We start from the raw sequence: 23,313 nt of genomic DNA, 5'->3' as shown, positions 1-23,313 counted from the left end.
GCACGAAGGTCAGGCATGTGACCCACCACTGTCAACGGGCGTGCAGGGATGAATGGGCTTGTTGAGACTGGCAAGATGACCGATTTGATGCTGAACAATTCTCTTTATCCGAGGAAAGACATCACATGTCTCTGACAGACAAAGCCATCGAGCAGATCCGTGAACTCATTCGCTCGGGCGCACTGCCGCCGGGCTCCAAGCTGCCTCCCGAGCCGGACCTGGCCGCGCAGTTGGGGCTGTCGCGCAATCTGGCGCGGGAGGCGGTCAAGGCACTGGCGGTCGCCCGGGTGCTGGAGGTCAGACGGGGTGACGGCACCTATGTGACCAGCCTTCAGCCGAGCCTGCTGCTGGCCGGTCTCGAAGGCGCGGTGGACCTGCTCCAGAGCGACACGGGTGCCCTGCTGGATCTGATGGAGGTCAGGCGGCTGCTCGAACCCGCCGCCACCGCGCTGGCCGCCACCCGGATCACCGACGAGGGCCTGGCCGAGGTGAAGCGACACCTGGACGCCATGCGCGAGGCCCGCGACGACGTCGAGCAGCTCAACGCGCACGACACCGCGTTCCACCGCGCGGTGGTCGCCGCCGCGGGCAACGAGTCGCTGGCCACACTCCTGGAGGGCGTCTCGGGCCGCACGCTCAGAGCCCGCATCTGGCGCGGCCTGGTCGACGACCGGGCCGCGGGGCGCACCCTCGCGGAGCACGAGGCGATCTTCACGGCCCTGTCCCACCGCGACGCCGCCCTCAGCCACGCCGCCGCGCTGCTTCACGTCAGCAACACCGAGCAGTGGCTGCGAGATCATCTCGCAGCCGCACCGGCCGCCTCCGAGACGCCGGCGACGACCGACGCGGACAGCGGCGGTCGGATGTGACGCCCTGACATGGCGGCAGGCGGCAGGCCGGTGAACCGCCTCCCCGTGGGCCGATCGGCACGCGGCCGCCCAACAACCCACAGCGCGTCGGTCAGGCGGCCGGCTCCAGCCGAACGCAGCACCGGCCCGGCGCGGGAGCCAGGCACGCCTTCAGGCCGCTCTCGCCCAGCGCCTTGAGCACCCCGCGCAGCAGATACAGGTTCATCCCGCACACCGTCTCGGTGTGCTCTCGCGCCAGCACATGGAACGGGCAGTTGCCCAGCACGATCGCGTCCCCGTCGCGGCGCGGCTCGAAGCCTTGCCGCTCCAGCAGGTCCGTCAGGCCGGTTTCTTCCCGCGCGCCCAGCCGCTCGCCCAGGTCCGCCGCCTTGCGGTGCAGCACCGCACGGACGGGTTCGCCGGTCGCGTCGGACTCCTCCACCGCCTGCGCCAGCAGCAGCCCGGCCAGCTCGTAGTGCCGCTCGGGAAGGCTGACGCTGACCTCCCTGTCCGAGCGGCGGTACAGCTTCGCGGGCCGGCCCGCGCCAGGGCCGCTGCGTCCGCTGCGCCGCTCGTACACGACTTCCAGCAGCCCCTGATCGGCCAGCCGGTCCAGGTGGAAGGCCGCCGTCTGCCGCGCCAGCCCGAGGGCCTGGGCCGCGTCGTCCCGGCCGACCGGTTCGGACTCGCGCGCCACGTGCTCGTACAGCCGCCGGCGCGTCGGCTCGTCCAGAGCGGCGACGGCGGAGACATCGCCGCCGGGTGTTTCCCTCGATTGGTCCACGAGCCCAGTGTAAAACCAACAGCCATTGACTAAAGAGCCGGGAGGGGCTTCTATCGATAGTAAAAGTTGTCGATAGAAGGAGGCGTCATGTCGTCCACCACCACCGCGCCGGTCACACCCCGGCGCATCCTGGCTGCCGATCCGGCCTACCAGGCGTTCTGGATCCTGCGGACGGGCTTCACCGTGGCCCCGATCCTGTTCGGCCTGGACAAGTTCGCCAACCTGCTCGTGGACTGGCCGGCCTACCTCGCCCCGTGGATCAACGACGTGGTTCCGGGCAGCGCCCAGGCCGCCATGTACGCCGTCGGTGTCATCGAGATCGTCGCGGGCATCACCGTCGCCCTGGCCCCGCGGTTCGGGGGCTGGCTGGTCGCCGGCTGGCTCGCCGGGATCATCGTCAACCTGCTGACCATCCCCGACTACTACGACATCGCCCTGCGCGACTTCGGACTTCTGCTCGGCGCCGTCGCCCTGGCCCGGCTCGCCGAGCACTACCGCACCACGCGGCAGCCGAGCTGACCCGCCGTACCGCGCATGCCCGGGCGGCCGTGCGGTGCGGCCGCCGGTGCCGCAGGCGCTGACGGTGACCTGCTTCCTGTGCAGGCCCCCGGCCCAGGCGGCCCGTGCCGAGGAGGGGAGGAGGAGAGACCGGTCCGCCTCCGGGCGACAAGCGGCATCCGGCCCTCGGATCCGGGACGGGTGCCGTCCCGGCGCGGCGGGCGTATCGTCCCCGTATGAGGGACGTGCGGTGCGACCCGGGCGGGGCGTGGCTCACCGGAACGGCGGCTCGTGGGCACCTCTGGCGCACCCACAGCGATGCGCGAGCCGGCCGGAGCGGGTGACGGCCATGCGGCGTCCCGCCGCGTTCAGTCACGCCGCCGGCGCCGGTATCGATCTGCCGGACGCCGTTCTGGCCGACCTGATGCGGGACACGGGCGCATCGACGGGTCTGGTGTACCTGCTGCCCCCGGGGGAGCGGGTTCTGCGGCTGGTGTTGACCTCCGGCGTGTCGGAACAGATCTCCGCCCCGTGGGCCCGCATCCCGGTGAACGCGGCGATCCCGGTGGCGGACGCCGTTCGCCGACGGAGCCTGGTCTGGCTGGGCAGCCAGGAGGAGATCGCCCGCCGCTACCCCCGCCTCGGGATCGTCCTGCCGTACGACTTCATGCTCGCCGCAGCCCCGATCACGAGTGCCGGCACCGTATGGGGCGGCATTGTGCTGCTGTGGCCCGCGTGGCATCCGCCGCAGCTCGGCGCGGCCGAACAGGAGACGATCGCCGGCTGCTGTCGACGCGCGGCAGGGATCCTGCAACAGGCCGCCGACAGCGGGCGTCGGCTGCGGCTCGTGGACGAACCCCGCTCGCTCCCGGCGCCTCAGCTCCGTGAAGTCGATCCGGCCCGGGCCACGGCCGCCCTGGCCTTCACCGAACGTCTGCCCGTGGGCTGCTGTGCCCTCGACCTGGACGGCCGGCTCGGTTACATCAACCCCGCCGGCGCCGAACTGGTGGGGGCCCGCGCCGCCACCTTGCTGGGCAACCGCCCGTGGGAGGTGCTGGGGTGGTTGCAGGATCCCGTGTTCGAAGACCGGTACCGGGCCGCCGTGGTCACGCGCCAGCCGATCTCCTTCACCGCGCGGCGCCCACCGGACACATGGCTGTTCTTCCAGCTCTACCCGAGTGACAGCGGCATCAGCGTCCACATCACCCCCGCTGCCGGACACCCGTCCGACACCGAGGGAGGAAGCCGGCCCCGGTCCACGGCCGAGCCCGTGAGCGCGACGGGCCTGTATCACCTGACGCACTTCGCCACCGCCCTCACCGAGGCCGTCGGCGTCCAGGACGTGGTCGAGCTGGCCGCCGACCAGATCGTGCCCGCCTTCGGCCCCAAAGCGCTGGCCCTCATGACGGTGCACGAGGGCCGACTACGGATCACCGGCTACCGCGGCTACTCCCCGGAGCTGATGGCCCGTTTCGACGCCGCGCCCCTGACCTCCGACACCCCCGCGGTGCGTACCATCGCCACAGGTGTGGCCACGTTCTTCCCCAGTTTCGCCGACCTCAAGAGGGCCTACCCTCCGGCAGTGCACCAGGACGAGATGGTCTCCTGGGCGTTCCTCCCCCTGGTCGTGTCGGGCCGGCCGGTGGGCTCCCTCGTCCTCGGCTACGACATGCCCCGCCCGTTCCCGCCCGCCGAACGGGCCATCCTCACGTCACTGGCCGGGCTGCTCGCCCAGGCCCTGGACCGCGCCCGCCTCTACGACGCCAAGCACGCTCTCGCCCACACCCTTCAGACCGGCCTGCTCCCCCACACCCTGCCGCGCCTGCCCGGCCTGGAGGTGGCCGCCCGCTACCGGCCCGCCGGGCACGGCATGGACATCGGCGGCGACTTCTACGACGTCATCCGCAGCGCCCCCGCGACAGCCACCGTGGCGATCGGCGACGTCCAGGGCCACAACACCAGCGCCGCCGCGCTGATGGGGCAGATCCGCACGGCCGTCCGCGCCCACGCCACCGCCGGCTCCTCACCCGGCGAGATCCTCGCCCGCACCAACCGCCTCCTGACGGACCTCGACCCCGGCCTGTTCGCCAGCTGCCTCATCGCCCACCTCGACCTGACGCGTCACCGCGCGAGACTGGCCAGCGCGGGACACCCCCCTGCCCTGCTCCGCCATCCCGGCGGCGGAACCGACATCCTCCGGGTGTCCCCAGGACTGCTGCTGGGCATCGACCCCGATGCCGACTACCCCACGGCCGAGATCGCCCTTTCACCGGGCGCGGTTCTCGCCCTGTACACCGACGGACTCGTCGAGAGCCCCGGCGTCGACATCGACGACGCGACCCTCGCGCTGGCCGGCCAACTGTCAGCGGCACCACGGGAAGACCTGGACGCCCTGGCTGATGACCTCCTCCATCACGCGGAACGATCCGCGCCCCGCCACGACGACATCGCCCTCCTCCTCGTCCGCCCGCGCAGCGGGCCCTGACCTGTGCTGGCCGGACGCACGGGCACCTGGGACCTGACCATGTCCTCCACCGCTCGACCGTGGCGCCGGTCTCGGTCAGGCCCCCGGTTCCTCCCGTGTCGCCGGCGGCTCGGCAGGGGTCGTCGCCGGCGGGCGGAAGAGGACGGCCCGGGCCACAGGCAGGGCGAACAGGGCGGTGACGGGTGCGGAGAGGGTCAGTACGGAGCGGAAGGCACGCCCTACGACAGGGTCGCCGGGTGCGCACTCCTGGACGCGTTGCAGGTACCAGTCGGCGAAGCGGTCCGCGGGCCCGCCGGCCACCGCACTGCCGGTCGCGCCCGGCATCTTGCGGTCCGCCCCGGCGGAGATGTCCCACGCCTGCCGGGACGCCGCGAGGACGGCCCGCTGAACGGACCGGGTCGTCGGGGTCCGGCGTGGATCGGCCAGTGCGTCGCGCAGAGCGACCGCGCTCATCGCGGCGACGGCCATGCCCTGCCCGTAGATCGGGTTGAAGGTGCACAGGGCGTCGCCGGTGGCGATGAATCCGGCGGGGCCGCTGCCGGGCAGGTCGTAGCGGCGGCGGACATTGGCGGTCCGCCGGTAGCCGAACGCCGGGGAGAGCGGCTCGGCCTCGTCCAGCCACTGGTGCAGGAGCGGGTGCGGCAGCCGCTTGGCGTACGTCACGAACTCGTCGTCGCCCGTGGGCGGTTCGTCACCGCGCAGCCCCGAGACGATGACCAGGTGGCTGCCGTCCTCCAGGGGCAACGCACCACCGGCGTGGACCTGGTCGGGACTCGGGTAGACGTAGTACCCGGCGGTGTCGCCGCCGAGGACGCCGTCCCTGCCGCGGTAGACGCGCGAGGCGTACGCGAGCCCCGTGTCGATGGTCTCCTCGTGCGGTACCGCGGCCCCGATCGCCGTCAGCCACTGCGGGGCCTTCGTTCCGCTGCCGGAGGCGTCGACGACCAGGTCGGCCTCAAGGGCCTGCTGCTCACCCCGGGCGTCTCCGGAACGGTCGCGCAGCAGCACGCCGCGCACGCGTGAGGCGTCACCGAGGAGCCCCGCGACGTCCGTCCCCTCCGCCACGCTGATCACCGGGTTGGCCAGGACCCGCCGCCGGACCAGTTCCTCGAGCTGGGCGCGGGAACCGGTGTAGATGTGCGTCGTCGCGGGCAGTCGGCGAAACCAGCGGCCCTTCTGCCAGAGCACCAGGTCCGACGGCATGCCCACCCGCGGCGCCCCCGCCGCGCGCAGCTCCGCCAGGAAGCCGGGCAGCAGCGACTCCACGGCCACCTGCCCGCCCTCCAGCAGGACATGGGGGTGCCGGCCCTGAGGTACGCCGGGCCGCGCCCTCACCCCGTCCGGGAACCGGTCGCGCTCCACCACGGTCACCCGGTCGGCGTGCCCCGCCAGCACGTGCGCCGCGAGCATCCCGGCGAGACTCCCGCCCACCACTACCGCGTGCCGCCCACCCGCCGAGCCCGTTCCACCCGCAGAGTTCACCTAGCAGCTCCCCTGATCGCCACGTCGCGAGAAGGCACCAGTATCCCGCTCCCCGGAACGGGTTGACCATGTTCCAGCCGTTTTGCGGCACCGCTTTCCCCGGGACCGGCCGCAGGGGCCGACCAGACGAACTCCCGTGCGACGCCAGTCGTCGAATCAGCTCGCAGCGCGACCGCAGGGCGAAGTGGCGGCATCCGCGCCGTGGACCTGCTCCGAGGTGCCGGCGGTCACGACGGCGCTGCAGGTCGGGTCCAGGTCGGTGTGCAGTATGTCGTGGTCCGAGTACGGGGTGGCTCGCACGGCGTGCTCGAGGGGGACGATGCCGCGCAGGAAGACGTAGTCGAACTTGCTGTGCCAGTCGGTGGTCGTCTCGCAGCTGCCGGTGGAGGAGGGACGGCACTGGGGGTCCGTGTCAGAGGCCAGTGCCCATACCCGGGCGAGTTCGGGGGCGTCCGGCACAGCGTTGAAGTCACCGAGGACGATCGCCCGGTCGTACCGGGCCACCTCAGGCGCGAGTACGCCGGTCTGCTCGGCCCGGACCGCCTCTTGGCGTCGCTGGGCGAGGTGTGTGTTGAAGACCCGGACGGACTGTCCGCCCACCTTGGTGGTGACGGCCATGTACCCGCGGTCCTCGGATCCGCCGTCGGGGTACTCCACATTGACGTGGTCTGTCATCGGTGCCGCCGAGAGGATCGCCTGGCCGTAGCCCCCCGGATTCCACGGCACTCCCCCGCAGCGGCTCCAACTCCGCAGAACCGACCCGTACTCGACGTGGTAGACCAGCCCGTGGAGGCTCTCCAGATACTCCCGGATCCTCTCGACGTCACGCACGCACGCTTCCTGAAGGCCGATGACCTGGGGCGCGTACGCGGCGATCTCCGCCGCCCGGTCGACGTTGCTCACGTCGCAGGGGTTGCAGATGTTCCACGTCATGACCCGGTTCGGCGCGACGTCCCTGACGGCTTCGACGGGCACTGACCTGGCGGAAACGGCACCACCTGGCGCACTCGGGCCGACGAGCAGCAGACAGGCCGCGATCATGGCACCTGCGAGCAACCACGCGCCCCGTCCGAGCACCGCCGCCTCCTCAAAGTGGACACCCATGGCATCTGACGTCTCCATGAGCGACGTTACGGGACGGACCTGTGAACAACGCGGCTTCCGCCCCTTCAGCAGGCTGCCCCGCCCTCCCCGCAGCGACGATAACCCACCCCTGCACAGCCCCGCCCACCGTCCGCTGCTGCTCGGGCCGTTGACGGGGAGCAGGCAGCGGAGACCGGCGGCGTCCCGCGCGCTGCGCCCCGCGCGGTCGGTCAGTTCTCCTGGAGTACGGCGAGCACGTTTCCGGCGGGGTCGGTGAACCACGCGATCGCCGCGGGGCCGCCGTTGCCGACCCGGACGATGCCCTTCTCGTCGTGGTCGAATCCGGGGTAGCGCACAAGGGTCACCCCGCGCCGCTCCAGGTCACCCACGGCGGCCTCGATGTCGTCGACGGGGAAGTTGAGGATCGTGAACGTCGCCGGGGTGTGGTTCTCCTTGGGGTAGACGAAGACACGGGCGCCGCTGCCGAGCCTGACGGTCAGCAACCGCATGTCTCCCTGCCCGGTCTCCTCCACCTCCAGGCCGAGAACCTCGCCGTAGAACCGGCGGGCCTCGCCGAGGTCGTCGACCGAGAAGCCGCTGAACGCCTGCGATTGTCCGAGCATGCCGTGTGTCTCCTTCGCGGGTGAACCGTCCTGGCATCCCAGGGCACACCACCCGCGCCGGGGCCGGACGCGCGCCGCGCGGGCGGCGCCCGGATGGTCGTGCGCCCTTCACCCTCAGGTAGCGACGTCCGTCTCGGGCTCGTGGCCACGGCTCCTTCGACCCGACATGCGCGACGGTCCCGTTCGGTGGAGTCTGAGGATCATGGAGCGTAAGCACGGGCGGGCCGACGCGTCCTCCGCCGTGGAGGACGTACTCGACGACCTCTACACCGCGCCCCCGCCCGACTTCGTCGCCCGGCGCACAGAGCTTGCCGCCGCCGCCAAAGCGTCCGGACAGGTGGAGGATGCCCTGCTGATCCAGGCGGCCCGCCGCCCCACGCTCGCGGCCTGGGCGGCGAACCTGCTGGTGCGTTCCCAGCCGGAGGAGAGCCGGCAGTTTCTGGAGTTGGGGCGGGCGCTGCGCGAGGCGTATCGAACCCTGGATGCCGACGGGATCAAAGAGCTGTCCGAGCAGCGCCGGAGCATCGTCTCCGCGCTGTCCCGGCAGGCCGCCCAGCTGGCCCGTGCGGCGGGGCACCGTCTCTCGGACGCGGCCCAGCAGGACGTCGCATCGACCCTGCGGGCCGTGCTCGCCGATCAGGACGCGGCCGACCAGTGGGCCACGGGCCGTCTGGAGAACGCGCTCACCCCGCCGTCGGCCTTCCCCGCGGGCCCCGCCCCGGCGCCCGACACCCCGCGCAAGCCACACAAGCGCACAGCGGCACCTTCGTCGCGGACGCAGGCGAAGGACGACCTCGCCGACCGGCGGCACCGCAAGCGGCGGGAGGAACTCACGCAGGCCAGGAAGGCGGCCAAGGAGGCCGAGCGGCACCTCCACGATCGACGTACGGAGCAGGATGGCGCCGACTCGGCGTTGAGCCGGGCGCGCCACCGACACGACCGGGCACGTCAGCAGGAGGCCGCTGCCGAGCAGCAACTCCAGCAGGCGCGCGAGGAGCTGCAGCGAGCCGACCGGGAACAGCGGGAAGCCGAGGACCGGCACCAGGCGGCCGCTGGCGCCCTGGCCCAAGCGGAGCAGGCGGCGCGCTCCGCGGCCGCCGAGGTGGAACGTCTGGCTGGATCCGACGGATAGGGCCGGAGTACGGCGGTGCCGGCGACCGTCGCCCGGAAGAAGCTCGGCGATCTGCCCCGTCGCCCCGCACGGCCGGCATCTCCCCGTCCCTCCACCGCCCCATTGCCACCACCGACCTCTGCCGTCACCCCCTGAGCATCCGCAACCTGTGCCCGAGATGTTCGTTGTGCCGGACGTGCCCGCATCACGCATGCCCTCTGGTCACGGTGAAGTCGCTCCGCCCAGGGGCGGGGGCGGTGGACAAGCGCCCGCTCTCCTTCCCACGGGGCGGTACAGGATCGTGCAGGAGCCGACGTTGCGGGCGGCCTACGAGTTCTGTCGACGCCAGACCCGGCGGGACCCGGCCGAGTACGCGCTGATCCAGCTCGCTCCGGCTGCGCTGAGGCCGGCCTGCTGGGCGCTGTGGGCGGCGGCGAACGCGGTCGACGATCTGGCCGACGACCGGCACGCCACGGTTCAGGAACGCGCCGTCCGGGTCGAGGCGTGGATCACCGCTCTCGACCGGAATCTGGCGGCCGGCGACAGCACGGACCTCGTGCGTCGTGCCCTGGTGGACACCGCCCGGCGTTGGCGGCTGGACCTGTCGGGGCTGCGCGGTGCGCTGGATGTGGTGCGTGACGATGTGGCCGGGCGCAGCTTCGCCGACTGGGCTGCCTGGCGGGCCTGGGGCCGCGGGAATCTGCTCCCCTGGTTCGAGCTGACACGGGATCTCTTCGAGCGGGCCGGGGCTCCGGTGACGCTGCGTCTGGACCGCCAGGAGGCGTACGAGGGGTTCCTCGACGGTTTTCGGCTCACCGATGTCCTCACCGACCTCGCCGCCGACCTCGGCCAGGGCGACCTGCTCGTGCCCGACGAGGCACTGGCCGACCACCCCGGAGCCGTCGAGGATCTCCGCCGACTCCGGTGGAGCGACGGTGTCGCCGCGTTGATCGCCGGTCTGACCACGACGGCCCGCCGGTGGACGACGCAGCCCGGTCTCACCCGGGGCATGCATCCCGGCCCGGCGATCATCCTCGACACCATGGCCGCCCTGCTGCACGCCCAGCTCGACGCCATCGACGCGGCCGGACCCCGGCTCCTGCGCACCGCACCGCGCCCCGGCGCCGCCACCAGCGCCCGCATCCTCGCCCCCGCCCGGCTGCGCGCGTGCCTGGCCTGGAAACTCACCCCGCTCACGGTCCCCGGCCCACCAACGCCCGCCCACCGCCCCGGCACACCCGCCACCGCACGCCTCACCCCGGATTCCCGACCGGCCCTGCTCCGTGAACCTCCGGCCCACCCCAGCGGCGTCACGCCGCCCCGCATCCCGGCCGACCGGATGCCCACCCATGTCGCGGTCATCATGGACGGCAACGGACGCTGGGCCAACGAGCACGGCCTGCCGCGCCGCGAAGGCCACCGGGCCGGCATTCGCGCGGTCCACGAGACCGTCCACGGGGCGCTGGAGATCGGCCTGCCCTGGCTGACCCTCTACGCGTTCTCCACCGAGAACTGGAGACGCGAACCGGAAGAGGTCGGCCACATCCTGTGCTGCCTGCGCGACGAGCTCGACGCCGACCCCTACCGCGATCTCGACGTCCGTCTGCGCTGGTCCGGCCGGCCCGGTCGGCTGCCCGCCGACCTCGTCGACATTCTGCGCCGGCGCGAGAGCGGCACTCGCACCCGCAGCCGGCTGACCCTGACCATGTGCATCAACTACGGCGGCCGGGACGAGATCACCCAGGCCGCGGCCTCCCTCGCCCGGACCGCCCGAGCCGGCCACATCGACCCCTCCCTCATCCACGAGGCGGACGTCGCCGCCCACCTGCCCCACCCGGACCTGCCCGACGTCGACCTACTGTGGCGTACCAGCAGCGAACAACGCACCTCCAACTTCCTGCCCTGGCAGGCCACCTACGCGGAGCTGCACTTCACCGACTCCCTCTGGCCGGACATCGACCGCCGCCACCTGTGGCAGGCCATCACCACCTACAGCCGACGCCAGCGCCGTCACGGCGCCACTCCCCCGGCATGAGCAGGCCATGGACGTCGGCGGCGAAAACCCCGTGGAAGCGGTGATCGGCGCCGTGTTAACGTCCGCACGCCGGCCGCGGGACTCCGGTGCGACTTCCGGAACCTGCCTATGAAGCAATGATTCGCAGCTCGTGCCTCCATTCCCCGGCCGGCTTCAGGGGGGACAACACGTGAGCGGGCGGGGCATGGAGTCGTTCGGGGATCTGATCGCGGCCGATGACGCGCTGCTGTTCGTCAATGCCGCGATCACCGCGACCGGGCAGCGTGAGTTCCACTCCGACGCCGGCACTCAGCGGCTCTCCCTCGACTTCCTGCACGCGTACATGCTGGGCAACTACCGCGATCTCTACGCGGGCGTGCTCGCCCTCGACATCAACGACCACAACGCCGCGCTGATCGTCCGTCGGCTGCTGGAGACGGCCGCCGAGGCCACCGTGGAGCAACGTCGCGCCGAAGGGCGCCTGATCGGCGGGCGGCTGGCGCTCCTGCCACCGCAGCGCGTCTACACGCTCTTCGGCGCGCTGCGCCGTGCCGGGGTGAACAACCGCCGCACCCGCGCTCTGCTGCGCGACTGGCTGTGCGCCCGGCCCGACCTGGCCTTCGACGCGGTCAAGTACCGCAGCGGTCTGAAGCAGGCGCTGCGACACGCGCATCTGGTGCCCGGCGACGGCGAGATCGGCACGTTCCTGTTCGCGCCGCTCAGCCGCGCCCGCTACGACACACCGATCCTGGAGACATGGCGTCGCGCTCACTTCGAGCAGGCGGCTGTGTACGAGCTCCCTTACACCGTCGCCGAGGGGTTCGCGGCCCAGCACGGCATCCCCCGCGAGGTCTTCCTGCAGCGGATCGCGCCGCGGCTGACACGCCGGGAGGCACTGCGGCTTCAGGCGGCCGCGCAGGCGCAGGGCCCCGCCGCGGCGGAGGCGTTGAAGACCGACCTGGCCCGGATGCCGCTCACCCGGCTGGCCGGGTACGTGCTCTCGCTCCCGGCCGAGGAACGTGTCGTGCGGCGCGCGGAGCTGACCGGCGCGCTGCGCACGGCCGCCGAGCGGGTCGCCGGCGTCCACCGCGGGACATGGGGCCGGGTGACGGCCGTACTGGACGACAGCTTCTCGTCGTACGGTTCGGGCGTGAAGCGGCGTCGGCCGCTGGCGGTCGCCCTGGCCTGCCACTATCTGCTCGGTGCGCTCGCCGGGCACTACCGCGGGCTGTGGACCTCCGGGCGCGGCGATGCGCTGCTGGCGCACCCGGTGGGTCCGACCCCGCTGGGTGAGCGGGTGCTCGACGGGCTGGAGACGTCCCCGGACCGGCTGGTGATCGTCTCCGACGGCTGGGACAACGCTCCGCCCGGACTCGCCGCCGAGGTCCTGCGGGTCTGGCGCACCCGCCTCGACACCGCGCGCCGCACCAGTGTGGTCCACCTCAACCCGGTATACGACGCCGCCGACTTCGACGTACGCCGACTGTCCGCGCGCGTGCCGACCGCCGGCATCCGTGACGCGGAGGACCTGCCGGCGCTCGTCGAGATCGCGCAGTTCGCCGAGGGCCGGACGGGCCTGGCCGAGCTGAAGGCCTATCTTGACGCCCGCGCGGCGCGGCTCGCCGTCGTCCCGGCGCAGCGGGCGGGGCGGGCAGCAGCTACGGACGGGAGTCCACTGTGATGTCGCATGAAGGGGGCCGGGCCCCCTCCGCGGAGCCTTCCGGGCTGCTCGCCGGGCTTCGGACGCGTCCCTCCCAGGTGTGGGGAGCCGTGCGGCTGGTGCCGCTGATCCGGCCCGAGCCCGTCCAGGACCTGCGTCTGCATCCGCGCATCCACAAGGGGCCGGGCGTGGTCGACCTGGGCCGCAAGGGCACCTACTGCTCCTACATCCCGCACAGCTTCGTCGCGGAGTGGACCGGTGACGGCTCTCCTGCCGCCGCCTACGGCACCCAGCTGACCGGTTCCCAGCCGGAGCAGGAGGCCGTGGAGGCCGTACGGCTGCACTTCCATCGCCGTATGGCACGCCAGGAGGCCAAGCACCGGCTGCGGTTCCTGCCGCTCCACCTGGCGTTGGAGGGCTATCTCTCGCTGCACTTCGGCGGGCCCTCCATCGCGTGGGAGGAGTGGTCGCGGCAGGCCCTGCGCCAGGGGCTGTCCCCACGGGTCGAGGCGGCCTTCGTCGGCGCCGAGGTGCCGGGGCTGGCCGACGCGTTGAGTGTCTTCGAGATCCATCCCGGTCAGTGTGGCGTGCTGGTCTATCTGGCCGACGCTCTCGCGGCGGCGTTCGTCGTGCCGCACCCGGAGGACTACCGCACGCTGCACCCCACTCTGGTGCAGGACCTGTACGGCGACCTAGTGTACCACTACGCGACCCTGATGCCGCCGGTGACGGACTTCCGGGCCCGCGTCAACGACACCGGCATCCGTACGCTCGCCGAGCTGCGGGCGGCCGTCGCGCGGCAGACCGCCCAGTGGGCCGATTTCCACGACACCACCATGGCGGCGGGGCTGCTCGGGCAGGAGAGCACCTGGCAGCAGGTCCGGCGGATGGGCCGGTTCACCCTCTCCCGCTTCCTGCCGCGGTTCCGTCCCAAGCAGGACAACCACATCGGCGAGGCGATCAGCGACGAGCAGGGGCAGGTCGTCTACCTCAAGACCTTCCGGCTGTCCGAGAGCCAGGTCCGCCGCGGCTACCTGCTCAGCCGCCTGGCCGCACACGACTGGCACCTCGCCGACACCGCCGCCGAACTCGGCGTGGACAAGGCACAGTTGTGCCATCGGCTGGAGGCTGCCGGGTTCGGTCATCTGCTGCGGCCGGGCGTGCGAGGCCGCTGACAGCCGGATTGGCCTATACCAACGTCTTGACAGTGCGTTTCCGTCGCTCCTTAAATCATGAAGTGAAATAAGCACATCTGGATCTGTCATGCACAGGCCAATGCCACACGTGCTTACGCTCCAACGCCCCCCCCACTCCCCCCACTCATGCCGCTTCGCCGGCGCAGGAGAAGACATGCTCCCCACCCCGCGACCAGCCACCGGCGGCCGCCACAGGTCCCGTTGGACCCGTACCCGTGGCCCCTTGACCGCGGCCCTCGTCGCCGCCGCGGCCGCGGCCTCGCTCCTCAGCGCCGTCCGGCCCACTACGGCGGTCGCCGAACCGGCAGCCGCCTCGGTCCCCTCCGCAGCCGCGCTGCCCACCGGCTGGTCCACGGTGGTGAACAGCGGCAGTGGCAGGTGTCTGGACGCGCGGGCGGCCGGGACCGTCAACGGCACGGCGGTACAGCAGTACACCTGCAACAACAGCACCGCGCAGCAGTGGAGTCTCACCCCGGCCGGCGACGGCTTCGTGCGGATCGGCAACCGCAACGACGCCCAGCAGGTGGTGGACGTGAGCGACGTGTCGACGGCCGACAACGCGGCTGTGCATCTGTGGACGTACGGGGGCGGTGACAACCAGCAGTGGCAGGCCGTCGACGAGGGCGGTGGCGCCTACCACTTCGTCAACCGGCACAGCGGCAAGTGCCTTGACGTGCCCTCGGCCTCGACAGCCGACGGCGTCCAGCTGGTGCAGTACACCTGCAACGGCACGGCCGCCCAGCGCTTCCAGGTCGCACCCGTGAGCACCGCCCCGGGGGACGTCGACCTCGGTCCGGGCGTGGTCGTCTTCGATCCGTCGATGCCCTCGGCCACGATCCAGAGCCGACTGGACTCGATCTTCCGCCAGCAGGAGACGAACCAGTTCGGCTCGCAGCGCTACGCGGTCATGTTCAAGCCGGGCACGTACGGCAACGACGTCAACGTCGGCTTCTACACCCAGGTCCTGGGCCTGGGCCAGTCTCCCGACTCGGTCACCATCAACGGCGCCGTACACGTGGAGGCGGACTGGTTCCCGCCGCAGAACGCCACCCAGAACTTCTGGCGCGGCGCGGAGAACCTGTCGGTGAACCCCACCGGCGGCACCGACCGGTGGGCGGTCTCCCAGGCGTCCGGGTACCGGCGCATGCACGTCCGCGGCAACCTCGAACTCAGTGACGGCGGCTGGTCCAGCGGCGGCTTCATGGCCGATACGAAGATCGACGGCCAGGTCCGCTCGGGCACGCAACAGCAGTGGCTGACCCGGAACTCGCGGCTCGGCAGCTGGACCGGCTCCAACTGGAACATGGTCTTCGTCGGCAGCCAGGGCGTGCCGGGCAACACGTTCCCCAACCCGCCCTACACCACGGTCGCCCAGACCCCGACCGTCCGTGAGAAGCCCTTCCTGTACGTCGACAACGCGGGCGCCTACCGGGTGTTCGTGCCCTCCCCGCGGACCGACTCCACAGCCACCAGCTGGGCGAACGGAAACGCGCCGGGCAGCTCGCTCGGCATCGACCAGTTCCATGTCGTCAAGCCCGGCGCCACCGCCGCACAGATCAACGCCGCCCTCGCCGACGGCAAGAACCTGCTGGTCACACCCGGTGTCTATCACCTCGACCAGACCCTGCGGGTGACCCGCCCCGACACCGTGGTCCTCGGACTCGGCCTCGCGACGTTCATCCCGGACAACGGCGTCACCGCCATGACCGTCGCCGACGTCGACGGAGTGAAGATCGCGGGTGTGCTCTTCGACGCCGGCACCACCAACTCCCGGACGCTGGTGGAGATCGGACCGACCGGCTCCGCCGCCTCGCACGCGTCGAACCCCACCTCCCTGCACGACGTGTACTTCCGCGTCGGCGGAGCAGCCGTCGGCAAGGCGACCACCAGCCTCGTCGTCAACAGCGACCATGTCATCGGCGACCACATGTGGATCTGGCGCGGCGACCACGGCAGCGGCATCGGCTGGAACACCAACACAGCCGACACCGGACTCGTCGTCAACGGCGACGACGTCACCATGTACGGCCTGTTCGTCGAGCACTACCAGAAACACCAAACCATCTGGAACGGCAACGGCGGGCGGACGTACTTCTACCAGAACGAGATGCCCTACGACCCGCCGAACCAGGCCGCCTGGATGAACGGCTCCACCCAGGGATACGCCGCGTACAAGGTCGCGAACTCCGTCACCAGCCATCAGGCGTACGGGCTGGGCAGTTACTGCTTCTTCAACGCCGACCCGTCCGTCACCGCGGAGCGCGCCTTCGAGGTGCCGAACAACCCGGGCGTCCGCTTCCAGAACATGGTGACCGTCTCGCTCGGCGGCACCGGAACCATCCGGCACGTCATCAACGACCGGGGCGGCCCCTCCGACTCGTCCACCAACGTGGCGAACCTGGTGAGCTACCCGTGAGGCGGCTCATGGCACGCCTGCTGACCGGGCTGGCGCTGGTGCTGGGGCTGACGGCGGCCCCGGCGCCCGCCGGGCTCGGCGCGACCGCCGCGCCCCGGGCACCCGCTTTCAAGGTCATCGCCTTCTACCACGGCACCTGGGACGCCGCGCACATCGACTTCGTCAAGGAAGCCAACGAGTGGTTCCCCCGCACGGCCGCGCAGCACGATTTCACCTACACGGCGACGACGAACTGGAACCTGCTCGCGAACGGAGGCGTGAACGACTACCAGGTCGTCCTCTTCCTCGACGACGCGCCGGACACCGCCGCCCAGCGCGCCGGCTTCGAGCGGTACATGAGGGCCGGCGGCGGCTGGATGGGCTTCCACGTCTCGGCGTTCACCGCCGACGCCGGCGCCTGGCCCTGGTACCACAACAGCTTCCTCGGCAGCGGCGACTTCCGCTCCAACACCTGGGGGCCGACGACCGCGGTGCTGCGCACCGAGAACCGCACCCACCCGTCCACCACCGATCTGCCCGCGACGTTCACCTCGTCGGTCAGCGAGTGGTACAGCTGGTCCAACGACCTGCGCGCCAACCCGGACATCAGGGTGCTGGCCTCCGTCGACCCGAAGAGTTTCCCGCTCGGCACCGACCCGAACCAGTCCTGGTACAGCGGCTACTACCCGATCCTGTGGACCAACACCCGGTACCGGATGCTGTACGCCAACTTCGGCCACAACGCCATGGACTACGCCACCGACACACGGCTGTCCTCCACGTTCGCAAGCCCCACCCAGAACCGCTTCCTCGTCGACGGGCTCAAGTGGCTCGGCGGAGCGAGCGGCGGTCGGACGCCCGGAAGTCCGTGAGCGTGGCGCTTCGCGCTTCCCGCGTCGAAGGTGACCGGGGGTTCGAACCGCAGGTCGCGGTCTACTCCTCGATCGCCGCGGCCGTCGGCAACATCGGACAGGCCCCCTACGCCGTCGGCAACGCCTACCTGGGAAGGGACGCCTTGACCTCAAGTGCGCTTGAGGAAGGAGTCTTTCGCCATGGACGCCGAAGAGATGCAGCGACAGGTGCGGGCCCTGACCGACCGCGCCGAGATCACCGACCTGCTGGACCGCTACCTGCGTTCCCTGGACGAGGGGGTACTCGACGAGGAATGGGCCCGTGCGTTCCACACCGAGGACGTCACCGCGGAGATGCCCATCGGGACCGTGCACGGCCGTGACGCTCTGCTGGCCCATGTCCGGCGGGGAATGGCGCTGTTCGACCGCACCGTGCATCTGGGTACCAACGCCGTCATCGAGATCGACGGTGCCCAGGCCACTGCCCGTGGTGCCCAGCTCAGTACGCACGTCCTGGCTGACGGCTCGGGCAGCGTCTTCGTCTCCGCCGGCCACGCGGACACCGAACTGGTGAGGACGGCCGAGGGCTGGCGGATCTCCGCCTCGGCACTGCGAGTGGTGTGGACCCAGGGCTCACCCCCGCGGCTGCCGGAGGGGCTGGCCCCTGCCCCCGCCCCCGCCTCCTAGGACCGGGCCGTCATGCGCGGAGCCGGTCTCCCTCGGGTCTTCATGACCTCGGAGGTAATCGACGGCTCTCCCCTCCCCCGGCAGGATCAGGCACACGGTCGGGAACCCCCGCCGGAATTCGGTCGCAACCGCGAGGAGAGCGCCATGTCCGTCAAGTCCCTGCCGTTCAGGGCCAGTTCGGCGAACACGGCGAGTTCCGTCGCCGAGGCCACCCGGTCCGTCGTGCGGGAGTTCATCGCTGCCCGGCTGGCCGGTGACACCGCGCGGCTCGTCACGCTCTTCGCCGAGGAGGTCGACTGGCTGCTCGCCGAGAACCCCGCCGTCCCCTGGATCCGTCCGCGGTCCACCGCCGCCGAGTGCGCCGCCCAGTTCACGGAGTTGATGGAGCACACCGTCCCCGAGGACGCGCGCGCCAGCGTCGACACCTTCCTCGTCGACGGCACCGACGCCGTGCTGATGGGGCACGTGTCCGGGACCGTCCGCGTCACGGGCAAGACCTTCGAAGGCCCCTTCGCGTTGCACCTCACCGTCGAGGACGGCCGGATCACCCGCCACCACCTCTACGAGAACAGCCTGTCCATCGCCCGCGCCTGCGCCCCGTGAGGGCGCACAGCTCAGGGCACGGCTCAGGGCGGCAAGTCGTCGCCAATCGCCCGCAGGTCCGCCCGCAAGGTGACGAGCCAGTTCTCGACGTCCGTCAGGACCGGTAGCAGCGGGAGCACCGTCGGCGCCCGGCCGGGCGCCGTGGAGTCGACCGCGTACGGAGCGGGCACCGGTGGCACCCGGATGGGGTCCGGCGCGAAGCGGGCGGCCCGGACGGCCGCGGTGGCCGTCACCTCGGCCGCCTCATGTGCCCAGGTCGCCGCGGCGGCGGGGACCTCGCCGTCGAGGTGGCGCTCCGCGATCCGTGGCAGCCAGTTGGCGCCGACCAGGGTGTGCACCGCGAAGTTGAGGGCGGCCGGCCAGTCGGGCGCCGCCTCGTGATGCGTCGCGGGTTCGCTGCGGTACTGGGCGTACGCCGCCTCGGCGAGCCGCAGCCGCTTCCGTGTCCGCCACCGGTGCTGTGTCCGCCACCGGGTCCGCTCACCGTCCTCGGGTGGTTCGGGGAGTGACGGCGCCGCGGGCGCCGCAGGGGCGGGCAAGGTGGCCGCCACCGCCGCCGGGATGAGGGCCGCGGCCTCCTGGAGCAGCCTGGCCATGCCCCGCCGGACCTCGGTGGCCGCTCCGGCCGGCCAGGCCAGGACCCCGCACAGCAGGCCGATGCAGGAGCCCGTGACGACGTCCACCACCCGGACCTCCCCGAGGCGCCAGGTGACCGGAACGAGCTGGGCGAAGGCGGTGGAGACGACAAGCGTGAACAGCCCCTGTGCCCATGCGAGGCCGGCGACCGGTCCCACGGTGAAGGCCAGCAGCATGAACGGGACCAGCAGCGCCGCGTACACGTCGGTCCGCTCCCCCGCCCACAGGATCAGGGCTCCCGCCGACAGCGCCCCCGCGAGCGTGCCGACCACCGCCAGGCGCACGGCGGACCAGGTGGCTCCCGCCGTGGTGCGTCCGAGCGTCAGCACGGCGAGCAGTACCCAGAAGCCGTGAGCGAGGTCCAGCGAACCGGCGACGAGGCGTGCCACGCCCAGCCCGAGCGCCGTACGCACCGCGTTCTGGAACGCGACCGAGCGCAGTGTCAGGTTCCCGGTGAGTCGCCGCGCCCATAGATCGATCGCGGGCGGCTCCGCGTACCAGAGCTGTTCGCCCGGGAAGCCGCGTACGACCCGCCGTCCGCCGAGCGCGACGGACACGGCGGCCCGCGCGGTCACGACCGAGGCCGCCTCGGCGAGGACGGCCGACTGCCGCCGCAGGATGTGGAGCGACGGGGATTCACGGGCCCGCACCGCCCGTGCGCGGGCGGTGAGGAACTGCTCGACCATCTCCTCCAGTGCCTCGGAGCCGGCCACGGGACGCCGGCCGCGCAGGTTCTCCGCCATGGCGGCGCACTCCGCGGCGATCGCCGTCTGGAGCGCTCCCGACACGGGATCCCGGGCGGGCGAGGGCAGTGTGTGCTCCGCGGCACGGGCCAGCTGGTCGAGGAGGCGGCGGGTCGCCCCGCCCGTGTGCGCCAGCGCGCGATCGGTGCGCCCCGCTCCGGTCGGTCGTACGGCAGGCGGAAGCCGCGACAGACGCAGGGCCTGGCCTGCCGCGCGCAGCTCGCGGACACGAGCGGGGTCGGGGGCACCGCCGCCCGCCTCGGCTCCGGCCGCGCGGGCCGCCACATCCAGCGCCGCGGCGAGCCGCTCCCGATAGGGGACGTCGGCGGGAGCGGGCAGCACCAGCAACTCGCAGAGCACCATGAGCGCGCCCCCCAGGAGCAGGCCCGCCAGCCGCTGCGGGAGGGTGTCCGGCAGGTACGGCGGGAAGCAGGCCAGGATGTAGAACAACTGCAGGCCGGGCGCGGCACCGGCCGGTGCCGGGCCGCAGGCCGCGCCGAAGGACATCACGAAGCCCACCAGGACCATCCCCGCGACCGCCGGCGCGGTGGCCACGGCGAGCGCGGTGCCGAGCGAGGTCAGTGCCATGGCGACCGGCAGGACCCGCAGGACGACGCGTGCGCGGTCCCGGCCCGAGCCGGGCAGGGGGGACAGGATGCCGAGCGAGATCGGGGTGAAGAAGGCGTACAACGCGACGACGGGCTCGTCCAGTGCGTATACGGCCGGATAGAAGCCGGCGGCGGCCGCGAGGGAGATCCGTGCGGCGCGACGCGCGGCCTGGACGCGGTCCGGTGACGACGTCCGCTCCGGCATGGCGCTCCTTCCCGCGGCCCCACCCCGGGGAGCGTCCCCCGCCGTACCTCCATTCTCCGCACCGGCGCGCTCCTGGCAGCTCCGGCGGGGCTCGCCTACGGGACTACGGCGTGGCCGACCCGTACCGTGACCGGGAACGCGCCCGGCTTCCCCTCGTTCCCGCGTCTCGTCGCGCCCGTCCGCCGATCCAGGAGGTGGCCCCGCTGCACACCTCGTTTTCCGTCGTCTTCGCGCTCTGCGCGGCGTTCAGCAACGCCGTCGCGACGGTGCTCCAGCGCAAGGCGGCACTCACCGTGCCGCGCTCCGCGGGATTCCGGGCGGGGCTGATGCTGGACCTGCTGCGGCGGCCCGTCTGGCTGGCCGGCATCCTCGCGGTGATCGCCGCCGCCGTCTGCCAGGCGCTGGCGCTCGCCACCGGGCCGCTGACGATCGTGCAGCCGCTGTTCGTGCTGGAGCTGCCCCTCACCCTCATCGTCGCCTCCCTGCTGATGAACCGGAATCTGCCGGGCAGGGGCTGGCTGGCCGTGACGGTGGTGGTGGCCGGGCTGGCGGTCGGGCTCGCCGCCGCCTCCCCCTCCGGCAACCGCATCCATGTGCCGCTGGACCGCTGGATTCCCGCACTGGCGCTGTGCATGGGGCTGGTCGTGGTCCTCGCGCTCGCCGCCCTGAAGCGCCCGGAAGGCCGCGCCCGGGCCGCCTGTCTGGGGACCGCGACGGCGATCAGCTACGCGGTGACCGCGGCACTGATGAAGGCGTCCATGCACATCCTCCAGGAGCAGGGGCTCGCAGGGTTCTTCTCCGCGTGGCAGACGTACGCCTTCGCCGCGACCGGCGTCTGCGCGCTGTTCCTGCTGGAGAACGCGATGCAGGCCGGCCCGCTGGTCGCCTCCCAGCCCGCGCTCACCCTCGGCGACGCGCTGGTGAGCCTCGCTCTCGGCATCGCCCTGTACGAGGAGGAGATCCGCTCCGGCTGGTGGCTGGTGCCCCAGCTGTTCGGTGTCGCGCTGATCGCCGCCGGGGTCCTCGCACTGTCGCGGATCCCGCTCACTCGGGCGCTGGTGGCGCCGGACGAGGAGAGCAGGAAGGGGTAGCGGATGCCGTCGGCGGTGCCGGCGTGACGTGGGGCGCCGGCGGTGGGTCCCGCCGGGGGCCACGGCAGTCACCGCGGGGGCCGCGACCGTCACCCCCCGGCGACGGAGGTTCCTAGCCCACCCGGGTCCCCTGCGCCGCTCCGACGCCATCGCGGCGGTGCGTCCCGTGGCCGCCGACCGCGCGATGGGCCATGTTGCTGACCGTCGAGCCGATCGGCACCGGCCGGATGCGAAGGAGGCCCCGCGGTGGGTGAGCTGTACATCGACGGCGAGTGGACACAGGCGGCGGCGGGCGGGCGACGGGAGGTGGTCAACCCCTACGACGCCTCCGTCGTCACCAGCGTCGACGAGGCCGACGCCACCGATGTGGATCGCGCGGTGCGTGCCGCACGGCGTGCCTTCGTCGAGGAGGACTGGGCGAACGCGCCCTCCCGCCGCCGCGCCGACCTCTTGCTGCGCGTGCGGGACCTGCTGCTGCGCGACAAGGAGGACATCGCCCGCACCGAGACCCTCGACACCGGAAAGACGCTGACCGAGGCCCGTATCGACGTGGAGGACGTGGCGAACGCCTTCCGCTACTTCGCCGAACTCGCGGGCAAGGACGGCGGCCGGGTCGTCGACGTCGGGCCGGACGTCCTCAGCCGCGTCGTCTACCAGCCGGTCGGCGTCTGCGCGCTCATCGCCCCCTGGAACTACCCGCTGCTTCAGGCATCCTGGAAGGTCGCCCCGGCGCTGGCCGCCGGCAACACCTTCGTCCTCAAGCCCAGCGAGACCACCCCGCTCACCACGATCGCCATGATCCGGCTCATCGAGGAGGCCGGCGCGCCGCCCGGCGTCGCCAACCTCGTGCTGGGCGCCGGGGCGACCGTCGGCGCGGCCCTGACCAGCCATCCCGAGGTCGACCTGGTGTCCTTCACCGGCGGTCTGCACACCGGCCGTTCCATCATGGCCAGCGCCTCCGAGGGGCCGCGGAACATCGCCCTGGAACTGGGCGGCAAGAACCCCAACATCGTCTTCGCGGACGCCGACTTCGACGCCGCGGTCGACTACGCCCTGGACGCCGCGTTCCTGCACTCCGGGCAGGTCTGCTCGGCCGGTTCACGGCTGCTCGTCGAGGACTCCCTGCACGACAGGTTCGTCGAGGCCTACGCCGGGCGCGCGCGGGCGATCCGGCTGGGCAACGGCCTGGACGAGGGCACCGAGAGCGGCCCGCTCAGCTCCGCCGAGCACCGCGAGAAGGTCGAGGGCCATATCGCCGTGGCCAAGGAGGAGGGCGCCCGGCTCGTCACCGGCGGCACCCGCCCCGACGACCCCGCCCTCGCCCGCGGCTTCTTCCTGCTGCCGACGATCTTCGCCGACTGCGACCGGTCCATGCGCATCGTCCAGGAGGAGGTCTTCGGACCGGTGGTCACCGTCGAGCGCTTCCGCACCGAGGACGAGGCGGTGGAGCTGGCCAACGACACCCGCTACGGCCTGGCCGGCGGCGTGTGGACCTCCGACGCGAGCCGCGCCCAGCGCGTCGCGCAACGGCTGCGGCACGGCACCGTATGGATCAACGACTTCCATCCCTACGTACCGCAGGCCGAATGGGGCGGCTTCGGCCGCTCCGGCGTCGGGCGCGAGCTCGGCCCCACGGGGCTGCGGGAGTACCAGGAGGCCAAGCACATCTACCAGAACCTCTCCCCCGCCCCCTCCGGCTGGTTCAAGGGC

17 protein-coding genes and 1 pseudogene are annotated in these 23,313 nt (G+C 72.1%); 13 read left to right on the top strand and 5 right to left on the bottom strand.

All coding sequences use genetic code 11. From position 1 onward, the window contains the following. Positions 1-125 precede the first annotated feature (125 nt). A complete protein-coding gene (locus ACFU95_RS44570; RefSeq protein WP_383841382.1) occupies positions 126-869 on the top strand; it encodes a FadR/GntR family transcriptional regulator in 744 nt (247 codons plus the stop codon). A gap of 91 nt (positions 870-960) precedes the next feature. On the opposite strand, the gene ACFU95_RS44565 is transcribed toward ACFU95_RS44570, so the two are convergent. Next, positions 961-1,632: a helix-turn-helix transcriptional regulator gene (locus tag ACFU95_RS44565; RefSeq protein ID WP_383841379.1), complete on the bottom strand. Its 672-nt coding sequence runs from the start codon at positions 1,630-1,632 to the stop codon at positions 961-963. A gap of 87 nt (positions 1,633-1,719) precedes the next feature. Here ACFU95_RS44565 and ACFU95_RS44560 point away from each other — a divergent pair, with 87 nt between their 5' ends. Further along, entirely contained in the window at positions 1,720-2,151 is a 432-nt protein-coding gene (locus ACFU95_RS44560; protein WP_383841377.1) for a hypothetical protein, read from the top strand. 328 nt (positions 2,152-2,479) lie between these two features. Further along, positions 2,480-4,615 carry a SpoIIE family protein phosphatase gene (locus ACFU95_RS44555; RefSeq protein WP_383841374.1) on the top strand — a complete coding sequence of 712 codons (2,136 nt, stop codon included), beginning with the start codon at positions 2,480-2,482 and terminating at the stop codon, positions 4,613-4,615. A gap of 75 nt (positions 4,616-4,690) precedes the next feature. On the opposite strand, the gene ACFU95_RS44550 is transcribed toward ACFU95_RS44555, so the two are convergent. From ACFU95_RS44550 to ACFU95_RS44540, 3 genes are all read right to left on the bottom strand, one after another. After that, entirely contained in the window at positions 4,691-6,046 is a 1,356-nt protein-coding gene (locus ACFU95_RS44550; protein WP_383841432.1) for an FAD-dependent oxidoreductase, read from the bottom strand. A gap of 207 nt (positions 6,047-6,253) precedes the next feature. After that, entirely contained in the window at positions 6,254-7,219 is a 966-nt protein-coding gene (locus ACFU95_RS44545) for an endonuclease/exonuclease/phosphatase family protein (protein ID WP_383841371.1), read from the bottom strand. A gap of 191 nt (positions 7,220-7,410) precedes the next feature. Beyond that, positions 7,411-7,803 (bottom strand): VOC family protein, encoded by a 393-nt coding sequence (locus ACFU95_RS44540; protein WP_383841368.1) that lies wholly within the window; start codon positions 7,801-7,803, stop codon positions 7,411-7,413. 202 nt (positions 7,804-8,005) lie between these two features. Here ACFU95_RS44540 and ACFU95_RS44535 point away from each other — a divergent pair, with 202 nt between their 5' ends. From ACFU95_RS44535 to ACFU95_RS44500, 8 genes and pseudogenes are all read left to right on the top strand, one after another. Next, entirely contained in the window at positions 8,006-8,935 is a 930-nt protein-coding gene (locus tag ACFU95_RS44535) for a hypothetical protein (RefSeq protein WP_383841365.1), read from the top strand. Positions 8,936-9,215: 280 nt separating this feature from the next. After that, on the top strand, positions 9,216-10,949 hold the full coding sequence (gene uppS, locus ACFU95_RS44530) for a polyprenyl diphosphate synthase (RefSeq protein ID WP_383841363.1): 1,734 nt from the start codon (positions 9,216-9,218) through the stop codon (positions 10,947-10,949). A gap of 184 nt (positions 10,950-11,133) precedes the next feature. Next, positions 11,134-12,609, top strand: a complete 1,476-nt coding sequence (locus tag ACFU95_RS44525) for a hypothetical protein (protein WP_383841430.1) — start codon at positions 11,134-11,136, stop codon at positions 12,607-12,609. Then, positions 12,609-13,763, top strand: a complete 1,155-nt coding sequence (locus ACFU95_RS44520) for a hypothetical protein (protein WP_383841360.1) — start codon at positions 12,609-12,611, stop codon at positions 13,761-13,763. The genes ACFU95_RS44525 and ACFU95_RS44520 overlap by 1 nt, the downstream gene beginning before the upstream one ends. Positions 13,764-13,938: 175 nt before the next feature. Beyond that, on the top strand, positions 13,939-16,200 hold the full coding sequence (locus tag ACFU95_RS44515; RefSeq protein WP_383841357.1) for an RICIN domain-containing protein: 2,262 nt from the start codon (positions 13,939-13,941) through the stop codon (positions 16,198-16,200). Between the two features lie 8 nt (positions 16,201-16,208). Next, positions 16,209-17,039, top strand: a pseudogene (locus tag ACFU95_RS44510) (ThuA domain-containing protein); the annotation flags it as partial. 192 nt (positions 17,040-17,231) lie between these two features. Then, positions 17,232-17,717, top strand: coding sequence for a nuclear transport factor 2 family protein (locus ACFU95_RS44505; RefSeq protein ID WP_383841354.1), 486 nt, complete (start codon positions 17,232-17,234; stop codon positions 17,715-17,717). Between the two features lie 144 nt (positions 17,718-17,861). Then, positions 17,862-18,320 carry a nuclear transport factor 2 family protein gene (locus ACFU95_RS44500; protein ID WP_383841351.1) on the top strand — a complete coding sequence of 153 codons (459 nt, stop codon included), beginning with the start codon at positions 17,862-17,864 and terminating at the stop codon, positions 18,318-18,320. A gap of 23 nt (positions 18,321-18,343) precedes the next feature. On the opposite strand, the gene ACFU95_RS44495 is transcribed toward ACFU95_RS44500, so the two are convergent. Beyond that, on the bottom strand, positions 18,344-20,512 hold the full coding sequence (locus tag ACFU95_RS44495) for an FUSC family protein (RefSeq protein WP_383841348.1): 2,169 nt from the start codon (positions 20,510-20,512) through the stop codon (positions 18,344-18,346). A 194-nt stretch (positions 20,513-20,706) separates the two neighbouring features. Between ACFU95_RS44495 and ACFU95_RS44490 the strand changes: the two genes are divergently transcribed. Together ACFU95_RS44490 and ACFU95_RS44485 are read left to right on the top strand one after the other, a co-directional pair. Beyond that, on the top strand, positions 20,707-21,603 hold the full coding sequence (locus tag ACFU95_RS44490) for a DMT family transporter (RefSeq protein ID WP_383841427.1): 897 nt from the start codon (positions 20,707-20,709) through the stop codon (positions 21,601-21,603). A 246-nt stretch (positions 21,604-21,849) separates the two neighbouring features. Next, positions 21,850-23,313, top strand: a 1,464-nt coding sequence (locus ACFU95_RS44485) for an aldehyde dehydrogenase family protein (protein WP_383841345.1), incomplete at its 3' end; no start/stop codon positions are given.

The sequence above is a fragment of the Streptomyces sp. NPDC057623 genome (genome assembly GCF_042800355.1).
Classification (GTDB): Bacteria; Actinomycetota; Actinomycetes; order Streptomycetales; family Streptomycetaceae; genus Streptomyces.
This window is presented reverse-complemented; position numbering and strand designations above follow the sequence as displayed.